19 protein-coding genes are annotated in these 18,817 nt (G+C 65.7%); 8 read left to right on the top strand and 11 right to left on the bottom strand.

Going from position 1 to position 18,817, the window contains the following annotated elements; genetic code table 11:
* Positions 1–13: 13 nt before the first annotated feature.
* From ACM9ME_RS05180 to ACM9ME_RS05170, 3 genes are read right to left on the bottom strand one after another with little or no spacing between them, the layout of a single operon-like run.
* On the bottom strand, positions 14–742 hold the full coding sequence (locus tag ACM9ME_RS05180; RefSeq protein WP_415642374.1) for a thioredoxin domain-containing protein: 729 nt from the start codon (positions 740–742) through the stop codon (positions 14–16).
* The gene (locus ACM9ME_RS05175; protein ID WP_415642373.1) at positions 742–1,398 is read right to left on the bottom strand and encodes a DsbA family protein; all 657 of its coding nucleotides are present in this window, start codon (positions 1,396–1,398) and stop codon (positions 742–744) included. The genes ACM9ME_RS05180 and ACM9ME_RS05175 overlap by 1 nt, the downstream gene beginning before the upstream one ends.
* Positions 1,398–1,922: a DUF721 domain-containing protein gene (locus ACM9ME_RS05170; protein WP_415642372.1), complete on the bottom strand. Its 525-nt coding sequence runs from the start codon at positions 1,920–1,922 to the stop codon at positions 1,398–1,400. The genes ACM9ME_RS05175 and ACM9ME_RS05170 overlap by 1 nt, the downstream gene beginning before the upstream one ends.
* Before the next feature lie 11 nt (positions 1,923–1,933).
* On the opposite strand from ACM9ME_RS05170, the gene mutY reads away from it, so the two are divergent.
* The 3 genes from mutY to nudC are packed head-to-tail and all read left to right on the top strand — an operon-like array spanning position 1,934 to position 5,086.
* Positions 1,934–2,956 carry an A/G-specific adenine glycosylase gene (mutY, locus tag ACM9ME_RS05165; protein WP_415642371.1) on the top strand — a complete coding sequence of 341 codons (1,023 nt, stop codon included), beginning with the start codon at positions 1,934–1,936 and terminating at the stop codon, positions 2,954–2,956.
* Positions 2,937–4,226 (top strand): serine hydrolase domain-containing protein, encoded by a 1,290-nt coding sequence (locus ACM9ME_RS05160; protein ID WP_415642370.1) that lies wholly within the window; start codon positions 2,937–2,939, stop codon positions 4,224–4,226. The genes mutY and ACM9ME_RS05160 overlap by 20 nt, the downstream gene beginning before the upstream one ends.
* Positions 4,226–5,086 carry an NAD(+) diphosphatase gene (gene nudC / locus ACM9ME_RS05155; protein ID WP_415642369.1) on the top strand — a complete coding sequence of 287 codons (861 nt, stop codon included), beginning with the start codon at positions 4,226–4,228 and terminating at the stop codon, positions 5,084–5,086. The genes ACM9ME_RS05160 and nudC overlap by 1 nt, the downstream gene beginning before the upstream one ends.
* On the opposite strand, the gene ACM9ME_RS05150 is transcribed toward nudC, so the two are convergent.
* Together ACM9ME_RS05150 and ACM9ME_RS05145 are read right to left on the bottom strand one after the other, a co-directional pair.
* A complete protein-coding gene (locus ACM9ME_RS05150) occupies positions 5,083–5,607 on the bottom strand; it encodes a GNAT family N-acetyltransferase (protein ID WP_415642414.1) in 525 nt (174 codons plus the stop codon). The genes nudC and ACM9ME_RS05150 overlap by 4 nt on opposite strands.
* 1 nt (position 5,608) lies before the next feature.
* Positions 5,609–6,502 carry a prephenate dehydratase gene (locus ACM9ME_RS05145; RefSeq protein ID WP_415642368.1) on the bottom strand — a complete coding sequence of 298 codons (894 nt, stop codon included), beginning with the start codon at positions 6,500–6,502 and terminating at the stop codon, positions 5,609–5,611.
* Between the two features lie 91 nt (positions 6,503–6,593).
* Between ACM9ME_RS05145 and ACM9ME_RS05140 the strand changes: the two genes are divergently transcribed.
* On the top strand, positions 6,594–7,256 hold the full coding sequence (locus ACM9ME_RS05140) for a c-type cytochrome (protein ID WP_415642367.1): 663 nt from the start codon (positions 6,594–6,596) through the stop codon (positions 7,254–7,256).
* Here the strand turns inward: ACM9ME_RS05140 and ACM9ME_RS05135 are convergent.
* Together ACM9ME_RS05135 and ACM9ME_RS05130 are read right to left on the bottom strand one after the other, a co-directional pair.
* Positions 7,253–8,089 (bottom strand): LOG family protein, encoded by an 837-nt coding sequence (locus tag ACM9ME_RS05135; protein WP_415642366.1) that lies wholly within the window; start codon positions 8,087–8,089, stop codon positions 7,253–7,255. The two genes, ACM9ME_RS05140 and ACM9ME_RS05135, sit on opposite strands and share 4 nt — an antisense overlap.
* Before the next feature lie 9 nt (positions 8,090–8,098).
* Entirely contained in the window at positions 8,099–8,734 is a 636-nt protein-coding gene (locus ACM9ME_RS05130; RefSeq protein ID WP_415642365.1) for an extensin family protein, read from the bottom strand.
* A gap of 103 nt (positions 8,735–8,837) precedes the next feature.
* Here ACM9ME_RS05130 and ACM9ME_RS05125 point away from each other — a divergent pair, with 103 nt between their 5' ends.
* The 3 genes from ACM9ME_RS05125 (at position 8,838) to ACM9ME_RS05115 (ending at position 12,608) form a co-directional block, all read left to right on the top strand.
* Positions 8,838–10,007, top strand: a complete 1,170-nt coding sequence (locus tag ACM9ME_RS05125; protein WP_415642364.1) for a phosphoserine transaminase — start codon at positions 8,838–8,840, stop codon at positions 10,005–10,007.
* 95 nt (positions 10,008–10,102) lie between these two features.
* Complete coding sequence (gene serA / locus ACM9ME_RS05120; RefSeq protein WP_415642363.1) at positions 10,103–11,683, top strand: phosphoglycerate dehydrogenase; 1,581 nt, start codon at positions 10,103–10,105, stop codon at positions 11,681–11,683.
* Between the two features lie 10 nt (positions 11,684–11,693).
* Positions 11,694–12,608: an ATP phosphoribosyltransferase regulatory subunit gene (locus ACM9ME_RS05115; protein ID WP_415642362.1), complete on the top strand. Its 915-nt coding sequence runs from the start codon at positions 11,694–11,696 to the stop codon at positions 12,606–12,608.
* Positions 12,609–12,612: 4 nt separating this feature from the next.
* On the opposite strand, the gene ACM9ME_RS05110 is transcribed toward ACM9ME_RS05115, so the two are convergent.
* Positions 12,613–12,921: a hypothetical protein gene (locus tag ACM9ME_RS05110; protein ID WP_415642361.1), complete on the bottom strand. Its 309-nt coding sequence runs from the start codon at positions 12,919–12,921 to the stop codon at positions 12,613–12,615.
* An 89-nt stretch (positions 12,922–13,010) separates the two neighbouring features.
* On the opposite strand from ACM9ME_RS05110, the gene ACM9ME_RS05105 reads away from it, so the two are divergent.
* The gene (locus tag ACM9ME_RS05105; RefSeq protein WP_415642360.1) at positions 13,011–14,297 is read left to right on the top strand and encodes an adenylosuccinate synthase; all 1,287 of its coding nucleotides are present in this window, start codon (positions 13,011–13,013) and stop codon (positions 14,295–14,297) included.
* Here the strand turns inward: ACM9ME_RS05105 and ACM9ME_RS05100 are convergent.
* The 3 genes from ACM9ME_RS05100 to ACM9ME_RS05090 are packed head-to-tail and all read right to left on the bottom strand — an operon-like array spanning position 14,294 to position 18,682.
* Complete coding sequence (locus ACM9ME_RS05100; RefSeq protein ID WP_415642359.1) at positions 14,294–15,064, bottom strand: arginyltransferase; 771 nt, start codon at positions 15,062–15,064, stop codon at positions 14,294–14,296. The genes ACM9ME_RS05105 and ACM9ME_RS05100 overlap by 4 nt on opposite strands.
* Positions 15,065–15,119: 55 nt before the next feature.
* On the bottom strand, positions 15,120–16,346 hold the full coding sequence (locus ACM9ME_RS05095; protein ID WP_415642358.1) for a threonine ammonia-lyase: 1,227 nt from the start codon (positions 16,344–16,346) through the stop codon (positions 15,120–15,122).
* A 38-nt stretch (positions 16,347–16,384) separates the two neighbouring features.
* Positions 16,385–18,682 (bottom strand): FtsK/SpoIIIE family DNA translocase, encoded by a 2,298-nt coding sequence (locus ACM9ME_RS05090; protein ID WP_415642357.1) that lies wholly within the window; start codon positions 18,680–18,682, stop codon positions 16,385–16,387.
* Positions 18,683–18,817 lie beyond the last annotated feature (135 nt).

The raw sequence follows: 18,817 nt of genomic DNA, 5'->3' as shown, positions 1-18,817 counted from the left end.
GCTCAGGCGCGGTTCAAGCGCCCGCTTGCTTGAGCGCGGGCTCAAGCGTTTCCCAATTGGCTGAATTGGGAACGATCTGGCCGTTGATGAGGAAGGTCGGGGTGCCCACGAAGCCGTCCATCTTGTTCGCGGTTTCGACCATCTTGGCGAGCTGTTGCGCTTGCGTCTGGTCGGCCAGGCAAGCATCGGCCTTGGCCGCGCCGACGCCGCGCTGAGCCGCGAAATCCTTGAGTCCGGTCAATTCGGCAAGCTTGGGAAATTGTTGTGCCGGGGGCAGGTTCTGGATGCTTTCCAATTGCGCCTGCGGCACCGCCTGGATCTTGGCGAACCAGCTCGCCTGCGCGGCGTACATCGCCTCCAGCATGCCGAAATACGACGCCGGGCCGTTGCAGCGCGCGATCAGCGTTGCGGTGGTATCGACCGCGTCACGGACATAATTGCGGAATTCCCAGCTCAACTTGCCCTGCTGGACCAGCGCTTTCAGCGGCGCAGTGCCTTTTTCCGAAAATTCGGCGCAGTGCGGGCAGGTCAGCGAACCGTATTCGACCAATTTGATCGGCGCATTGGGGTTGCCCATGATGAAGCCGCCTTCGGGCGACGAGGCGAAGGTGGTGGTCCAGTCCTGACCCGCGGGCGCAGTCGCCCCGGCGACGGGCGCCGACGCGGCGACGGTCGTGTTGGTTTCTTCCTTCTTGCACGCGGCGAGCGCGAGAATGGCCATCAGGGCAGCGGTCTTTTTCATCAATTCACTTTCGCACGGAGTTGCGGTTCGAGACTTTTCCAGTCGCCGCCAAGGAGTTGGTCGTCGAGGATGAAGGCCGGCGTGCCGGGAATCTGACGCTTCTTCCAAGCTTCATCGGCTTGGGCGACCAGCGCGGCGCGCATCTTTGGATCGGCGAGGCACTGATTCTGGCGCGCGAGCGGCACGCCTTGCGCGGCCATCAGCGTCGACAGGCCCGAACCGGTGGCGAACGCCTTGACCGCTGCATCCATGCTGGCGGGGGCGGGGTTGGCGGCCTGCCACGCTTCGATCTTGGTGAACATCGCGTCCTGATTGGCAAACACGGTTTCGCTGCGCGTAAAGAAGCTCGCGGGCGCACCGCACCGCGTCAGCAAGGCGGCGGTCAAGTCCAGCCCGTCGCGGATCGCGTGGCGGAATTCGACCGACACCTTGCCCGAGCGGATGTAGTTCTGGCGCAGCGGGGTCGCCGATTCCTTGGTGAAATGCGCGCAGTGCGGACAGGTGTAGCTGAGATATTCGACCAGCCGGACCTTTGCCGCCGGGTTGCCCAGGACATACGCGCCGGTCGGCGTCTGCGTGACGCGGCGCGTCCAATCGGGAGCGGGTGCGGCGGCGGTCAGGCCGATGGCGGCGAGGATAGACAGGATCTGGCGCATCAGGATATTTTCCCCATGACGGGAATGGCGGTGGCGGTCGCAACTCCGCGGGCGAGCGATTCGAGGACGGCCTTCAACTCGGGATCGGCGATGGTCTTGAGCGACGCACCGAGTTCGACGGGCAAGGCAACGAGTTCCAGCGGTATGGCGCGCGCCGGGCGCTTTGGCATATTGCCTTGGCGGATCACCACTTTGGCGACCGCGCTGTAGCCGAAGAAGCGGTTGACCCGTTCGATGATGACGCCCGTCACATGGCTCATCATCGGGGCGTGCGCGCCGGTAACGAGCAAGGTCAGCGTGCCATCCTGGCGCTTGCCCTGCGGAAAGCGGATCGATTCGGGGACCGAGGCGTCGGCGTAGCGCTCCCCGACGATCTCGCGCCAGCGACTGACGACCGAGCTTTGCACGAAGCCGAAGCGACGAAACGCCATGCGCCCGACTTCGGGGACGATTTCCGACACCGCACGCGCCCGGCCGCCACGGGGGCGTTCAGCAGGCGCGATTATGGCTTTGGCCTTGGGCATCGCGCAGCGTCATGGCACAGGCTTGGCCCACGCTAAAGAGACTTTACCTGAACGACTTTTCCGCCCGCTTGCTGGACTGGTACGATGCCCACCGGCGTGACCTGCCGTGGCGCAGTGACACGCCCGATGCCTATGCGGTGTGGCTGAGCGAAATCATGCTGCAGCAGACCACCGTGGCGGCAGTGATGGCTTATTATCGGCGGTTTTTGACGCGGTGGCCGGATGTGCGGGCACTGGCGGCGGTCGAGGATGCCGAGGTGATGCGCGAGTGGGCGGGGCTCGGTTATTACAGCCGGGCGCGCAATTTTCTGGCGGCGGCGCGCATGATGGCAGCGGAGGGGTTCCCGGTTGACGAGGCGGGGTGGCGCCAGCTGCCGGGGGTCGGGCGCTATACGGCGGCGGCGGTCGCAGCGATTGCGCTCGGTCAACGGGCGGTGGTGGTCGATGGCAATGTGAAGCGCGTCGTTGCGCGGTTGTTCATCGTCGAGACGCCGCTGCCCGCCGAAGACGAGATTTACCGCCTGACCGACGCTATCACGCCCGGCGAGCGCGCAGGCGATTTCGCGCAGGCGATGATGGATCTGGGCGCGACGGTCTGCACCCCGCGCAGTCCGAAATGCTTGCTGTGTCCGGTTCGTGCGGGGTGTCGCGCTTACCGCCAGGGCAATCCAACCGACTATCCACGCCGCTCGCCAAAAAAGGCGCGGCCCGAACGGACGGCGACCGCTTGGTGGATCGAGCGCGGCGAAGGCGTCGCGCTGGTCCGGCGGCCGCCCAAAGGGTTGCTCGGTGGAATGCTGGGGTTGCCGGTCAGCGAAGATGCCGGCGCGGGCGAAAGGCTTGGGCAGGTGACGCACGTCTTCACGCATTTTCGCCTGACGCTCGATGTGCGGCGCGGAACCGAAATCGCGCTTGACGGCGACGTCGAGTGGTGGCCACGCGAAACGCTGGACGAAGCGGGTTTGCCGACCTTGTTTCGCAAGGCCGTAACGATAGCGATGCAGGAGGATGCGAATGTTCGATCAGGCGGTTGACCGGCGGCGGTTTATGGGTGGCAGCGCATTGCTGGGCGGCGTGTTGCTGGCTCAGCCGAGTTGGGCGTTGTCGCCGGCGATTCCCGATCCGGCCATCGCGGCGACGCAAGCTTTGTTCGACGCCTATATCGCCGACGACCGGTTGCCGGGCGCGGTCGGGGCGATCGGGCGCGGCACGCTCGCGCCGAACTTCGCGGTGCGCGGCAAGCAGGGGCGCGAAGCTGGTGCGTTGGCGATGAGCCCCGACAGCCTGTTCCGCATGTATTCGATGACCAAGCCGATCACCGGCATCGCGGCGATGATGTTGGTCGAGGACGGCAAGCTGCGGCTGGACCAGGATGTCGGCGATTTTGTGCCCGGTTTCCGCAAGCCGATGGTGGCGCTCGATCCGGTCAAGTCGCTCGATGCGCGGCCCGCGTCGAAGCCGCTGACGATCCGCCACGTCCTGACCCATTCGGGTGGCCTCGGTTATGCAATCATCAGCAAGGGCGCGCTGCACGATGCCTTTGTGCACAACGGTCTGGCATCGGGCGCGGTGAGCCACATGAAGTTGCCCGGTCTCGATGCGATCCCGCCCGCGCCGAGCCTCGCGGCGTTCGCGGAGCGGCTGGCGACGCTGCCGCTGATCGCCGATCCGGACACGCGCTGGAGCTATTCGTGCGGCCTCGATCTGATGGGCCACATCATCGAGCAGGCGAGCGGCATGGAATTCGAAGCGTTCCTGCGAAAGCGGATATTCCAGCCGCTGGGCATGACGAGCAGCTGGTTCCAGGTGCCGACGTCCGAATTGGCGCGGATGACGACCAATTACGGCATTCTCGGCACCGCGCGCGCGCCGATCGATCCGGGCGCGACGACCATTTTCGCGGACAAGCCAGCGCTGAAACTCGGCGGCTCGGGTCTGGTCATGAGCCCGCGCGATTATGACCGGTTCCTGCAAATGCTGGCCGGCTTCGGCGCGATCGGGCGCGTGCGGGTCATGAGGGAGGCGACGGCGCGGCTGGCAATGTCCAATTTGCTGGCGCCAGGCGTGGACACTAGCGGGACATTCGCCGCGGGTCAGGGGTTCGGCGCGGGCGGGCGCGTCCGCATCACGCCCAACGGGCTGGGCGAAGGCGTCGGCACTTATGGTTGGGGCGGCGCGGCGGCGACGGTGGCGTGGGTCGACCCATCGACCAAGTTCCGCGCGTCGGGCTTCGCGCAATATATGCCCGACAGCGCGATGCCCTTCACCAAGGACTTTTCGCGCACCGTCTATACCAGCCTGTGATGCCTCCGGCCCTTACTGGCTATCCGCTCGATCGGGCCGACCATTTGCGGCAGGATGCGGATGGCTATGCCGCCCTGTTCGACTGGCGCGCGCGGGTGCTGCTGCTCGACGGGGTCGAGCCGCAGCTGGGCGATGATGGCTCGTTAAATTGGGGCAGCCTGGCGGAGGTCGATGCCGAAGCGGACCTGATCTTCCTCGGGCTGGATCAGGGGCGGGCGCATTTCGTGCCGGCACCCGATGGGCCGATCAATGCGGTGATGCGCTCACCGGCGATGTTCGCGGCATTGAGCATGATGCGGGCGGGCGATGCGGCGATTTTCGGGACGGCGATCAGCCTGATCGGGTGGCACGGCGCGCACCGTTTTTGCGCGCGCTGCGGGCATGGCACGGCGGTGTTTCGTGGCGGCTGGGGGCGCAAGTGCGGCACCTGCGGCACGGAACATTTCCCGCGCACCGATCCGGTGGTGATCATGGTTGCCGAACATGACGGGCGGGCGCTGTTGGGGCGCAATGCGGGTTGGCCGGAGGGGCGCTATTCGGCACTGGCGGGGTTTCTCGAGCCCGGCGAGTCGATCGAAGAAGCCGTGCGCCGCGAGATCCTGGAGGAAACCAGCGTCCCGACGGGCGCGGTGCGCTATATCGCCAGTCAGCCGTGGCCGTTTGGCGGGTCGCAATTGATGATCGGCTGTGTGGCGGAGGCGCTGGACGACGCGATCACGCTCGATCCGAAGGAATTGTCCGATGCGCTCTGGGCGACAAAGGACGAGGTGCGCGCCGCGCTGGCGGGTGAACCCGGACGGTTCGTCGCGCCGCCGCCGTTCGCGATTGCGCACACCCTGCTGCGGGTGTGGGCCGCCTAAAGGGCCTTTTCTAAGACAACGAATTCGAGTTGTTGCTGCGGCAAGCCGAAGCGTTCGTCACCCATCGGAAAGGGGCGGCGTTCGCCGGTGAGGGCGTAGCCTTTGCGTTGATAGTAAGCGATCAGTTCGGTGCGGCCGTCGATGACGGTCATTTCCATCCGCGTGGCATGGAATTCGTCGCGCGCGGCCGCTTCGCAGGTGGCGATAAGTTTTGCGCCGATGCCGCCGGTTTGCAACTCTGGATCGACGGCGAGGAGGCCAAGATAGGCGGTGCCGTCGTTTTTCGCGGTGAGTTGGACGCAACCGGCCAGTGCGCCGTCGCGCTCCGCCAGCAAAATCCGCTGCTGCGGGTCGGCGATGATCGCGCCCAGCGTGTCTTCGTCGGTGCGTTGGCCGCCAAGCATGTCGGCCTCATGCGTCCAGCCGCGCCTGGCGCTATCGCCGCGATAGGCACTTTCGACCAGCGCACGCAGCGGCGTGAGGTCGGCGGCGGTCGCGGCGCGAATATCAGCCACGCGGATGTTACCCACGCGGCCTGGCCTGGGGATAGCTTCCGAGCAACCGCACCCATTTCGAATGGAAGGTCAGTTCATCGAGCGCGCGCGCGACCGCTGGATCGCTGGGGTGGCCGTCGAAATCGGCGAAGAACTCGGTCGCCGAAAAACTGCCGCCATGCTGATAGCTTTCGAGCTTGGTCATGTTCACGCCGTTGGTCGCGAACCCGCCCATCGCCTTGTACAAAGCGGCGGGGACGTTCTTAACTTCAAAGATTAGCGTGGTCATCGTCGGCGTACCCTCGGGCGGCGGCGGGGCTTCATCGCGCGACAGGATGACGAAGCGCGTCATGTTGTCCGAGGAGTCCGCGATCATGCTTTCGAGTGTTTCGAGGCCGTAAATCCCGGCAGCGAGCGGTGGGGCGAGCGCGGCGATGCTCGGATCGCCGGTTTCGGCAACCTGCGCGGCGGCCCCGGCCGTGTCCTCGTGCTGGACCGGCTGGATGTTTCGCGCGCGCAGCCAGCGGCGGCATTGGCCGAGCGCCTGCGGGTGGCTCATCGCCGCCTTGACGCCCGCGATCGGCCCCGTGCCCATCAGCGAATAATGGATCGGCAGGAAATGCTCGCCGATGATCGTCAGCCCGCTTTCGGGGAGCAGGAAGTGGATGTCGGCCACGCGCCCGTGCAGCGAATTTTCGAGGGGGATCATCGCGCGGGCGGCGCGGCCTTCCTTCACCGCGTCGATCGCATCCTCGAACGAAAAGCACGGGATCGGCAGCGCCCCGGGACAGGCTTGCTCGATGGCGATATGCGAATTGGCACCCGGCGCGCCCTGGAACGACACCGCATTGTCCGGATCATGCTCGGCGGCGGCCAGCATTTTTTCGACGATCGGGCGCGCGGGAGCGGGAAAGCGGTTCATGGCGCGCCCGCGTAAGCGAAGCACTGCGCTTGCGCCACCCCGCCTGCTTTCCTAAAGCGCCGCGACTATTTCCGAACAGGGTGGAAGACGCATGGACGACCGGTTCAACACGATCTCGATGATGGTGCTCGGCGCGGGGATCGTGGCGCTGGGCGCGACGATCGTGTCGAGCGAGTATTTCCGCGGCGAAAAGCCGGAACATCCGGGATATGTCGTCGAAGGCGTCGTCGAAGAGAGTGCCGACGCCGGTGCCGTCGCCGATCCGCCGATCGCGATGCGGATGCAGACCGCCGAGGAGGCCAAGGGCGCGGAAACGTTCAAGAAGTGTGCATCATGTCACACGATCACCCAGGGCGGTGCGAACGGCATCGGCCCGAACCTGTATGCCACAGTCGGTGAAGCCGCCGGCGAGGGCAAGGGCGGCTACGCTTTCTCCGATGCGCTCAAGGGCAAGGGCGTGAAATGGGGCTTTGCCGAGCTCGATCAGTGGCTGACCAAGCCCAGCGCCTATGTGCCGGGCACCAAGATGAGCTTTGCGGGCCTCAGCAACGCGATGGATCGCGCCAACGTCATCGCCTATCTGAACAGCCAGGGGTCGAACCTGCCGCTGCCGGCCGCGCCAGCCGCCGGGGCGAGCGGCGCGCCCGAAGCGCCGGCTGGGCAAGGTGCCAAGACCGACACGCCGCCTTCGGGGCCGCAGCCGGGCGGGACGCCGGGCAATAGCAGCGCACCGGCGACCAAGCCGGGCGCTTAAGCCGCGTAGAAATCCTGGACGATCTGCCACGCCTCTTCGGCGGTATCGACGAAGCGGAACAGGTTCAGGTCCTGCGGGCCGATCACGCCTTCTTCGACCAACGCCTCGAAATTGACGACGCGGTTCCAGAAGTCGCGCCCGAACATCAGGATCGGGATCGGCTTGATCTTGCCCGTCTGGATCAATGTCAGCAGCTCGAACGTCTCGTCGAACGTCCCGAACCCGCCGGGAAACACCGCCACGGCGCGCGCGCGGAGCAGGAAGTGCATCTTGCGCAGCGCGAAATAGTGGAACTGGAAACTCAGCGTCGGGGTAACATAGGGGTTGGGCGCCTGTTCGTGCGGCAGGACGATGTTGAGGCCGATCGACTCCGCGCCGACATCCGCCGCGCCGCGATTGGCCGCCTCCATCACCGACGGACCACCCCCCGAGCATACGACGAAGTGGCGCTTGCCATCCTCGTCATGCGCATTGGTGCTGGCGAGGGCAGCGAGCTTGCGCGCTTCGGCATAGGTCCAGCTATTGGCCTCGAGCCGCGCGGCGATCTTGGGATCGGGGTTCTGTGATTTGACGCCGGGTTCGGGAATCCGCGCCGAGCCGTAGAACACCATCGTCGAGGCGATGTTGGCTTCGTCGAGGAACAGTTCGGGTTTGAGCAATTCCAGCTGGAAGCGGACGGGGCGCAGGTCGGGGCGCAGCAGAAAGGCGTTGTCCTGGAATGCCAGCTTGTACGACAGGCTGTCGGTCTGCGCGGTGTGGACGATGTTCTTGGCGTCGACGGCGCCTTGCGATGCGTCGGGAAAGACGCGCGACGGGATGTGTGTTTCGGTCATCCCGGCCCCTTAGCGGCAGAGTCGCGCGCCGCCCATATCCAAGTGGAGATGGTTCTCGTGCAGCGCATTATAGTCGGGCGACAATACCGTCCTGAACCGGCGGCAGGCAGCATCGCGGACTGCGCGCAGGAAGCGGCCATTGGCGGGATCGCCGCGCCATCCGCCGAGCACCGCGATGCGCCGCCCGTCCTTGAGCACGAAGGCGGACACATCGACGGCATTGGCGAAGGCGTGTTCGGACAGTCGGCCCTCCGCCGCGTTGTTGACGTTGCGGCAGGCATAGGTGCCGAACGTCTCGACCTTGACCACCGGGCTGCCGAACTCGCCCATCGCCGGGATCTGCAGGTCGGACTGCACCCATTGCGCGAAACTGGACGCGAGCGGGCACGTCATCGCCCCCAAATTGGTGATCGGCGTACCAATATCGAGCAATTGCACCGCGCCTTTCGCCGAGCAGCCATTGCCGAAGTCGCGGTCGGGCAGCAGCCGATAACGCGCCACGCCGAGGTCGAGTTTCGACAAGCATTGACGCAACGCGGCGGAATCCATGACGCGCTCGGCTTGCGGCGGCGGGCGCTGGCGGCGCGGTGCGCCGATGCACGAGGCGAGCGCCAGCAGGCACAATAAAAGCACGGCGCGGCGCATCGATGGCGAGGTTAGCGGCTTGACGCACCGCAGCAAGACTCTAGGGCGGTCGACGGGCCACGCTGTCCCAACGCAGCGCGTGCTCTCTGTGAGGAGAGACTGAATGACGACGTTATCGGAACGCCCGGCGCCATCGGTTGCGCCTGCGCAACGAGACCGGCCAACAACCCGGCCTGCACGCCCCTATTTTTCATCGGGACCCTGCGCCAAGCCTCCGGGCTGGGATGCCTCGCGCCTCGCCACCGGCGCGCTGGGCCGCTCGCATCGCGGCAAATTGGGCAAGGCGCGGCTTAAATATTGCATCGATCTGATGCGCGAAATGCTCCAGCTGCCTGACACCCACCGCATCGGCATCGTGCCGGGCTCGGATACCGGCGCTTACGAAATGGCGATGTGGACCTTGCTCGGTGCGCGTCCCGTCACGACGATGGCGTGGGAGAGTTTCGGCGAAGGCTGGGTGACCGACGCGGTCAAGCAACTCAAGCTCGATCCGACCGTCCTGCGCGCCGATTATGGGGAAATCCCCGATCTGGATTCGGTCGATTGGTCGAGCGATGTCCTGTTCACGTGGAACGGCACCACGTCGGGTGTGCGCGTTCCCGATGGCGAATGGATCGCCGCCGACCGCGAAGGATTGAGCATCGCCGACGCGACCAGCGCGGTGTTCGCTTATGATATTCCATGGGACAAGGTCGATGTCGCGACGTTCAGCTGGCAAAAGGTGCTCGGCGGCGAGGCGGCGCACGGTGTGCTGATTTTGGGCCCGCGCGCAGTCGAGCGGCTGGAGGCACACACGCCGTCATGGCCGCTGCCAAAAATATTCCGGCTGATGGCCAAGGGTGCGCTGAACGAGGGCGTGTTTACCGGCGAAACGATCAATACGCCTTCGCTGCTCGCGGTCGAGGATGCGATCTTCGCGCTCGAATGGGCCAAGTCGATCGGCGGTCTGGCCGGGCTGCAGCAGCGCGCAGCGGACAATGCCGCGGCGCTCGATGAAGTGGTCGAAAGCCTGCCGTGGCTGTCGCATCTGGTCGATGATCCGGCGATCCGCTCGAAGACCAGCGTGTGCCTCAAGGTCGAAGGTGCTGACGAAGCCAAGATCAAGGCGCTTGCCGGCGTTCTGGAGGCCGAGGGCGCAGGCTATGATGTCGCGGGTCACCGCGATGCGCCTGCGGGTCTGCGCATCTGGTGCGGCGCGACGGTCGATGCCGCCGACATTACGGCGCTGGGTCCGTGGCTCGATTGGGCCTGGGCGCAGGTCAAAGCCAGTTGATCGTCGCCCCGGCGAAGGCCGGGGCCGCTGCACACGGCAGCGCTTTCATTCCAACGGCCCCGGCCTCCGCCGCGGCGACGTGAGGTTCCAAACAAATGCCCAAAGTTCTTATTTCCGACAAAATGTCCCCCCTGGCCGCCCAGATCTTCCGCGAACGCGGGGTCGAGGTCGATGAGATCACCGGCGAAACCAAAGATCAGCTGATCGCGCGGATCGGCGAGTATGACGGCCTCGCCATCCGCTCCTCGACGAAAGTGACCAAGGAAATCCTGGCCGCCGCGACCAACCTCAAGGTCATCGGCCGCGCCGGTATCGGCGTCGACAATGTCGATATCCCCGCGGCGTCCGCGCAAGGCGTGGTGGTGATGAACACGCCGTTCGGCAACTCGATCACCACCGCCGAACACGCCATCGCCCTGATGTTCGCGCTGGCGCGGCAATTGCCAGAAGCCGATGCCTCGACCCAGGCGGGCAAGTGGGAAAAGAACCGCTTCATGGGCGTCGAGCTGACCGGCAAGACGCTCGGCCTGATCGGCGCGGGCAATATCGGCTCGATCGTCGCCGACCGCGCATTGGGGTTGAAGATGAAGGTGGTCGCCTATGATCCCTTCCTCACCGCCGATCGCGCGGTGGAACTCGGCATCGAAAAGGCCGATCTCGACACGCTCCTCGCCAAGGCCGATTTCATCACACTGCACACGCCGCTGACCGACCAGACGCGCAATATTTTGAGCCGCGAAAACCTCGCCAAGACCAAGAAGGGCGTGCGCATCATCAATTGCGCGCGCGGCGGATTGATTGACGAAGCGGCGTTGAAGGACGCGCTCGATAGCGGTCAGGTCGGCGGTGCCGCGCTCGACGTGTTCGTCGAGGAACCGGCGACGGCATCGCCTTTGTTCAACACCCCAAACTTCATCTCGACCCCCCACCTCGGCGCATCCACCAACGAAGCGCAGGTCAATGTCGCGCTGCAGGTCGCCGAGCAGATGGCCGATTTCCTGGTCACCGGCGGCGTGACCAACGCGCTCAACATGCCGTCGTTGAGCGCCGAGGAAGCGCCCAAGCTGAAGCCGTATATGGCGCTCGCCGAACGACTCGGATCGCTGGTCGGCCAACTCGCACATGACGGACTGACCGCGATCTCGGTCGAGATGGAGGGGGCCGCCGCGGCGCTCAATCCAAAACCGATCACGTCCGCCGTCCTCGCCGGGCTGATGCGCGTGCATTCGGACACGGTGAACATGGTCAATGCGCCGTTCCTGGCGCGCGAGCGCGGCATGGACGTGCGTGAAGTTCGCCGCGAGCGTGAGGGCGATTACCATACGATGGTGCGCGTCACCGTCGCGACGCAAGCGGGCGAACGCTCGGTCGCGGGCACCTTGTTCGGCAACACCGCTCCGCGTCTGGTCGAGCTGTTCGGCATCAAGGTCGAGGCCGATCTGGCGGGCGACATGTTGTACATCGTCAATGAAGACGCGCCGGGATTCATCGGGCGGCTGGGTTCGACGCTGGGTGAAGCGGGCGTCAATATCGGCACGTTCCACCTCGGTCGCCGCGATGCGGGGGGCGAGGCAGTGCTGCTGCTATCGGTCGATACGCCGGTCCCGGCGGCGGTGCTCGACGCGATTTTGAAGCTGCCCGGCGTGAAGCGCGCCACGGCGCTCAAATTCGATTAGGGCGCGCTCAATGACGATTCCCGCCGGATTGTTGCCCGAGGGGCTGCGCGACCGTTTGCCCGGCGAGGCGGCGGCGGCATTGGCGCGTGTGGCGGCGATGCTCACGGCAATCGGGGATGCCGGGTTCGCTCAGGTGTCACCGCCTCTGGTCGAATATGAGGACGGGCTGGCGGCGCGGCTGCAGGGTGCGCGCACCGATCTGGCGCGGTTCGTCGATCCGAAGACACAGCGGCTGTTGGCGGTCCGGTCGGACATCACCCCACAGATTGCCCGTATTGCCGCGACGACGCTGGCCGCGGCGCCGCGCCCGTTGCGGCTCGGCTATGCCGGGCAGGTCGTCAAACTGGCGGCGGGCGGCCTCGATCCGGCGCGCGAACGGACGCAGATCGGCGCGGAATTGATCGGTCTGGACACGGTCGACGCAGCGCTCGAGATCGTTGCGCTGGCCTTGGCCGCCCTCCGAGCCGGCGGGGCGAAAGACATCACCGTCGATCTGACGTTGCCCGATCTGGTCACGATCCTCTGCGGCAAGATCGAACCTGCCGAGCGTGTGGCGGCGATCGATCATTTGCTGGATATGAAGGATGCAGGCGGGCTGGTTGCGGCGGAACTGGGCCACTGGCTGCCCCTGCTCGGGGCGATGGGCGAACCCGGCAAGGCGTTGAGCGCGTTGCGTCGCTTCGACCATGCCGGGCTTTTGACCAGCCGCATCGACGGTATAACGCGCATCGCCGACGCGCTGGCCGCCGATGGCGCACGCGTCACCGTCGACCCGACCGAACGGCACGGCTTCGAATATCAAAGCTGGTTCGGTTTTTCGCTTTTCGCCGGCGAACGCGAAATCGGCCGCGGCGGCAGTTATGTCATCGCGGGTACCGACGAACCGGCGGTCGGATTTTCAGTTTATCCGGGCAGTTTCGGCTGAAACCTTATCGCGGGGATGTCGTGGCATTGTCGGCGGGCGGCACCGCCGGCTGATTGCTCGCCTGAGCTTGCTGACGCATTGCGCGCATCGCTTCCATCCGCTTGGCAATTTCACCCTTGCAACCGTCGGACAATTTGTCGCGGCTGGCCATCATGCATTGACGGCGCGCATCGCGATCGGTGCTGGCGGGGCACAGCGTCTGGACCTCGGCGCGGCAGGCGTCGCTGAGCATCGGGCGCGGTGCCGGTACATCCTGTGCCATCGCGGCGACGGCGGAAAAAGCGAAGGGAATGAGCAGGGCGATCGAGCGCATGGCGGGTCTCCGGCACGAGCAGGGTGGACGCGCGCGCGTATCGCCCATAACCGGCGCACGCCTTTCCCATATCTGAACGGAACCGAATCTTGGCCAACGTCACCGTAATCGGCGCGCAATGGGGCGACGAGGGCAAGGGCAAGATCGTCGATTGGCTCGCCGCGCGCGCCGATGCCGTGGTGCGCTTCCAGGGCGGGCATAATGCCGGGCACACGCTGGTCGTCGGCAATGAGGTCTATAAATTGAGCCTGCTGCCATCGGGCATCGTGCGCGGCACGCCGTCGATGATCGGCAATGGCGTCGTGCTCGATCCGTGGCATTTCCGCGACGAGGTCGAAAAGCTCCGCGCGCAAGGCGTAGCGATTTCACCGGAGACCTTGTCGGTCGCCGAAACCTGTCCCTTGATCCTGCCATTCCACCGCGATCTCGATGCGTTTCGCGAGGATGCCTCGGCGTTCAAGATCGGCACCACGCGGCGCGGCATCGGTCCGGCGTATGAAGACAAGGTCGGGCGCCGCGCGATTCGCGTGTGCGATCTGGCGCATCTCGACAGCCTCGCTCCGCAGATCGACCGGCTGTGCGCGCATCACGACGCGATCCGCGCCGGGTTCAACGTCGGCCCGGTCGATCGTGAGCGATTGATGCGCGATCTGGCGGCGATCGCGCCCGCGGTGCTGCCTTACGCGCGTCCGGTGTGGCGATTGCTCGACCAGGCGCGGCGCGACGGCAAGCGTATCCTGTTCGAAGGCGCACAGGGCATGCTGCTCGACGTCGATCACGGGACCTATCCGTTCGTCACCTCGTCCAACACCGTATCGGGAACCGCGGCGAGTGGGTCCGGCATGGGTCCCGCCGCGACCGGTTTCGTGCTGGGCATCGTTAAGGCCTACACCACGCGCGTCGGGCAGGGGCCGTTCCCAACCGAGCTGGACGATGAAACGGGTGAGCGGCTGGGCACGCGCGGGCATGAATTCGGCACCGTGACGGGGCGCAAACGGCGCTGCGGCTGGTTCGACGCGGTGCTGGTGCGGCAGGCGGCGGCTGTCGGCGGGATCACCGGCATCGCGCTGACCAAGCTCGACGTGCTCGACGGGTTCGAGACGCTCAAAATCTGCACCGGCTACCGCGTTGGCGGCAAGACTTACGATTACCTTCCGCCACATGCGATCGATCAGGCGGCGGCCGAGCCGATCTATGAAGAGATTGAAGGCTGGAGCGAATCGACCGCGGGTGCGCGCAGCTGGGCGGAACTGCCGGCACAGGCCGTCAAATACATCAAACGCGTCGAAGAATTGATCGACTGCCCCGTGGCACTGGTTTCAACCAGCCCCGAGCGTGAAGATACGATCTTGGTCCGCGATCCGTTCGCGGGCTAGAGTTTATGGGCGCCGGGGCTGCCCTCGGCGCCTTCGCTGCGGAGTGACGGCGCCGCTTCCGCATCGGTGACCCGCTGCCAGCCCGCAGGTCCCAACCGCTCCATCGGGCGGAAGCGCGCCTTATATTCCATCGCCTTCGCGCCCTGTACCCAATAGCCGAGATAGACGTGTGGCAGGCCGGCATCGGCGGCGCGGGCAATGTGATTGAGGATGATGAAGGTGCCGAGCCCGTCATAATCGGGATCGAAAAAGCTGTAGATCAGCGACAGCCCGTCGGCCTGGCGGTCGGTCAGACAGGCGCCGACCAGCCGTCCGTCGTCGCGATATTCGACGACATAGGAATCGACCGGCGACACTTCGATCATTTCGGCGAAGTCGGTTTCGTCCATGCCGACCATCCCGCCGCGTGCGTGTCGCGCCTCGAGATAGCGTTGCAACAACCCGAATTGTTCGGCGGTCGCCCAGGGGCGGCAGGCGGCGATGTCGAGCCCGGCATAATGCCGCGTCAAACGGCGCTGCGTCGCATTGGGGGCGAATTCCTGAGTCAATGTGCGCACCGAAACACAGGCTGAGCACGTCACGCATGACGGGCGATACGCCACGCTCTGGCTGCGGCGGAAACCGATCTGCGACAGCGCGTCGTGCAACTCGGCGGCGCCCGCCCCATGCAGTTCGGTGAACAATTTGCGCTCGGTCTGCCCGGGCAAATAGGGGCAGGGCGACGGGGTCGTCACAAAGAACCGGGGAAATTTGGTCTGGACGCTCACGAGTCGAGGTTATGCGCAAAGCGGCAGAGTGTGAAAAGCCGGTTAACTCTCTTTTTCAGGCGAGCTCGATCGGGGCCACGTCATACTCCGCCGCTTTGAGCGCCGCGACCAGCCGTTCCAGATGCGCCCCGTCGCGGGTTTCGCATTCGATTTCGGTGACCAGCCCCTTGGCGGGGAGGTTCGTGAACACGCGCTGGTGATACACCTCGATGATGTTGACCTGCTGCTCGTGGAACACCTTGGCGACATGAAACAGCGCGCCGGGACGGTCCTGCAGGCGAATGCGCAGACGCGCGAGGCGGCCTGATCGTGCCAGATCGCGCAGCAGCACATTGGCGAGCAGCCGCGTATCGATATTGCCGCCGCACAGCACGATGCCGACGTTCTTTCCCGCGAACTTTTCGGGATCGGACAGTAACGCGGCGAGACCCGCTGCACCAGCGCCCTCGACCACGGTTTTCTCGATCTGCAGCAACAGGCTGACCGCGCGTTCGAGTTCGCGCTCGCTGACCAGCATGATGTCGTCGGCGACCGCGCGGACGATTTCGCGCGTGATGTGTCCCGGCTCCTTGACCGCAATCCCCTCGGCCAGCGTGTCGCCGCCGCACGGCAGGTCGGCGCCGGTGATGACGTCGTACATCGACGGATACAGCTCGGCCTGGACGCCGTGCACCGCGATGCCCGGACGCAGCGCGCGCGCCGCGGTACCGATACCCGACAGCAGTCCGCCGCCGCCGATCGGAATGACCAGCGTGTCGATCTCCGGCGCATCGGCGAGCATTTCGAGCCCGACCGTGCCTTGCCCGGCGATCACGTCCAGATCGTCGAACGGGTGAACGAAGGTCAGGCTGCGCTCGATCTCGAGTTCGCGGGCATGTGCATAAGCCGCGTCGAACGTCTCGCCGTGCAGGATCACCGTCGCGCCATGTCCTTCGGTCTGCATCACCTTCACCGTCGGGGTCGGGTGCGGCATGACGATGGTCACCGGAATGCCCAGCCGCGCGCCGTGATAGGCCAGCCCCTGCGCGTGATTGCCCGCCGACGCCGCGATCACGCCCTTGGCGCGATCGACCTCGGCCATCAGCAGCAATTTGTTGAGCGCACCGCGTTCCTTGTATGCCGCCGTGAATTGGAGGTTTTCGAACTTCAGCCAAATGTCGCAGCCGAGCATGTTGGACAGCGTCTGGCTTTTCATCGTCGGCGTGTGGATCACCGCCCCCGCGATGCGCGCAGCGGCGGCTTGAATATCGGCGAGCGTGACGAGCGGCTGGGTGGAAGGCATGCGCGGCCCCTTAGCGTGCGTGGCCGCTACGGCAAACGTCAGTGCTGACGGCCGTCCGTATCCATCAGCACTTCGCGCCGCCCGACATGGTCGGGCCGCGAGACGAGGCCGTCAGTTTCCATCCGCTCGATCAACCGCGCCGCCGAGTTGTAACCGACGCGCAATTGCCGCTGGAGCCAGCTGGTCGAGGCCTTCTGGCTCTCCGCGACCAACTGCCGCGCCTTGCGATACAATTGATCCTCTGCCGAATCTTCGCCGGTCGGCGCGCCGTCGAGGTCGAAGCCGCCGTCCTCGGGCTCCTCGGTCACCGCCATGATGTAATCGGGCGTGCCCTGGCCGCGCCAGTGATCGGCGACCGCCTTGACCTCTTCGTCGCTGACGAACGGGCCGTGGACGCGGACGACCTGCTTGCCGCCGGGCATGTACAGCATGTCGCCCTTGCCCAGCAGTTGTTCGGCGCCCTGTTCGCCGAGGATCGTGCGGCTGTCGATTTTCGAGGTTACCGCGAACGAAATTCGCGTCGGCAGATTCGCCTTGATCACGCCGGTGATGACGTCGACGGAGGGACGCTGCGTCGCCATGATCAAATGAATGCCCGCGGCGCGCGCCTTCTGCGCGAGGCGCTGAATCAGGAATTCGACCTCCTTGCCCGCAGTCATCATCAAATCCGCCAATTCGTCGACGATCACGACGATCTGCGGCAGCGGCTCGAAATCCAGGCTCTCTTCTTCGTAGATCGGCTGCCCGGTTTCGGCATCGTAACCGCACTGGATGCGCCGCCCGAGCTTCGAACCCTTGGCCTTCGCCGCGAGCACTTTCTCGTTGAAGCTGGCGAGGCCGCGCACGCCGATCGACGCCATCATGCGATAGCGGTCTTCCATCTGCTCCACCGCCCATTTGAGTGCGCGGATCGCCTTCGCTGGCTCAGTGACGACCGGGGCAAGGAGGTGCGGAATGTCCTCATAGCTGGACAGTTCGAGCATTTTCGGATCGATCATGATCATGCGACACTGATCCGGGGTCAGCCGGTACAGCAGCGAACAGATCATCGCGTTAAGTCCGACCGACTTGCCCGAGCCAGTGGTCCCCGCGACCAGCAGATGGGGCATCGGCGCAAGGTCGGCGATCACCGGATCGCCCGCGATATTCTTGCCGAGTACCAATGGCAGCGACCCGCCGGTATCGTCGAACGCGTCGCTGGCGATCAGCTCGTGCAGCACCACCGCCTCGCGCCGCGCATTGGGCAGTTCGATGCCGATGACCGTGCGGCCGGGGATCGTCGCGATGCGCGCCGACAGCGCCGACATGTTGCGCGCGATGTCGTCGGCCAGCTGCACCACGCGGCTGGCCTTGATGCCCGGGGCGGGCTCCAGCTCGTACATCGTCACGACCGGGCCGGGACGGACTTCCTTGATCTCGCCCTTCACATTGAAGGTATCGAGCACGGTTTCGAGCAGCCGCGCATTCTTTTCGAGGCTCGCTTTGTCGAGCGCGGGACCGGTCGAGGGCGGCGCGGGCGTCAGCAGGTCGAGCGACGGCAGGACGTATTTGTCGCGCAAGGCGAGGCTCGGCTGGCGATCCTTATTGGGTGCGCGGGCCGGGGCGCGATCGGCAATGACGGGTTTGGAGCGGACCGTTTCGGGCAAGGCAGCGCGCGGCAATGCGGGCTTGGCCGGTCGCGGCATTTTGACGATCGAGGGTTCATCGTCGAACGCGATCTCGTCGCGCGCCGCGCGCTCGCGCCGCGTGAACAGGAACGCGCGTTCGACCTCGTCCAGCGCCAGCGAGCGCGCCCAGACGAAGGTGGCGATCAGCGCGAACAGCCCCGCGACTGCCCAGCCCGCCGGTGCAACCCACGCCGGATCGGGAACCAACGACAAGGCGGACGCCGCGCCCTTGCCGACCAACATGCCGATCACGCCGCCATAGCCTGCGGGCAGCCCCGGCGCTTCGCCACCGACGACGATGCCGATGGCTGCCGCGAACAGGGCGACCGCGAGGAGGGTGCCGAGCAGCTGGCGCTTCCACCCGGCGGGGTGCGAATCGCGCCACAGCCGGAGTGCCAGGACGGCAGATACCGGCAGCCACAATGCCGACGCCGGTCCGAACAACGTCAGCAGGACATCCGCAGTCCATGCGCCGGGCACACCGATCCAGTTGTGCGTCGCGCCACCCGCGGCGGTGTTCATCGACCCATCGGTGGCGCGATAGCTGAGCAAGGCCAGTCCCAGCGCCAGCGTCACCGCGAGCAACAGCACCGCACCGGTCAGCGTCCCGCCGCGTACCGCGCCGCGCTTCATCGCATCCTGCCAATTGCCCTCGGCCCGGCTCGCCATTGTCCCCGCTCCGTTTGTTCGGTCGTGTGTGGAAGAATCCCATGTCGGGGAGTCGCCGTCAATGCACGTCGCGTCGCCCCGGCGGAGGCCGGGGCCGCTCGCTGTGGAGCACGACCGTGGCCGACGGCCCCGGCC

It is taken from the genome of Sphingomonas antarctica (assembly GCF_965137005.1).
In the GTDB taxonomy this organism is placed as follows: Bacteria; Pseudomonadota; Alphaproteobacteria; order Sphingomonadales; family Sphingomonadaceae; genus Sphingomonas_O; species Sphingomonas_O antarctica.
This window is presented reverse-complemented; position numbering and strand designations above follow the sequence as displayed.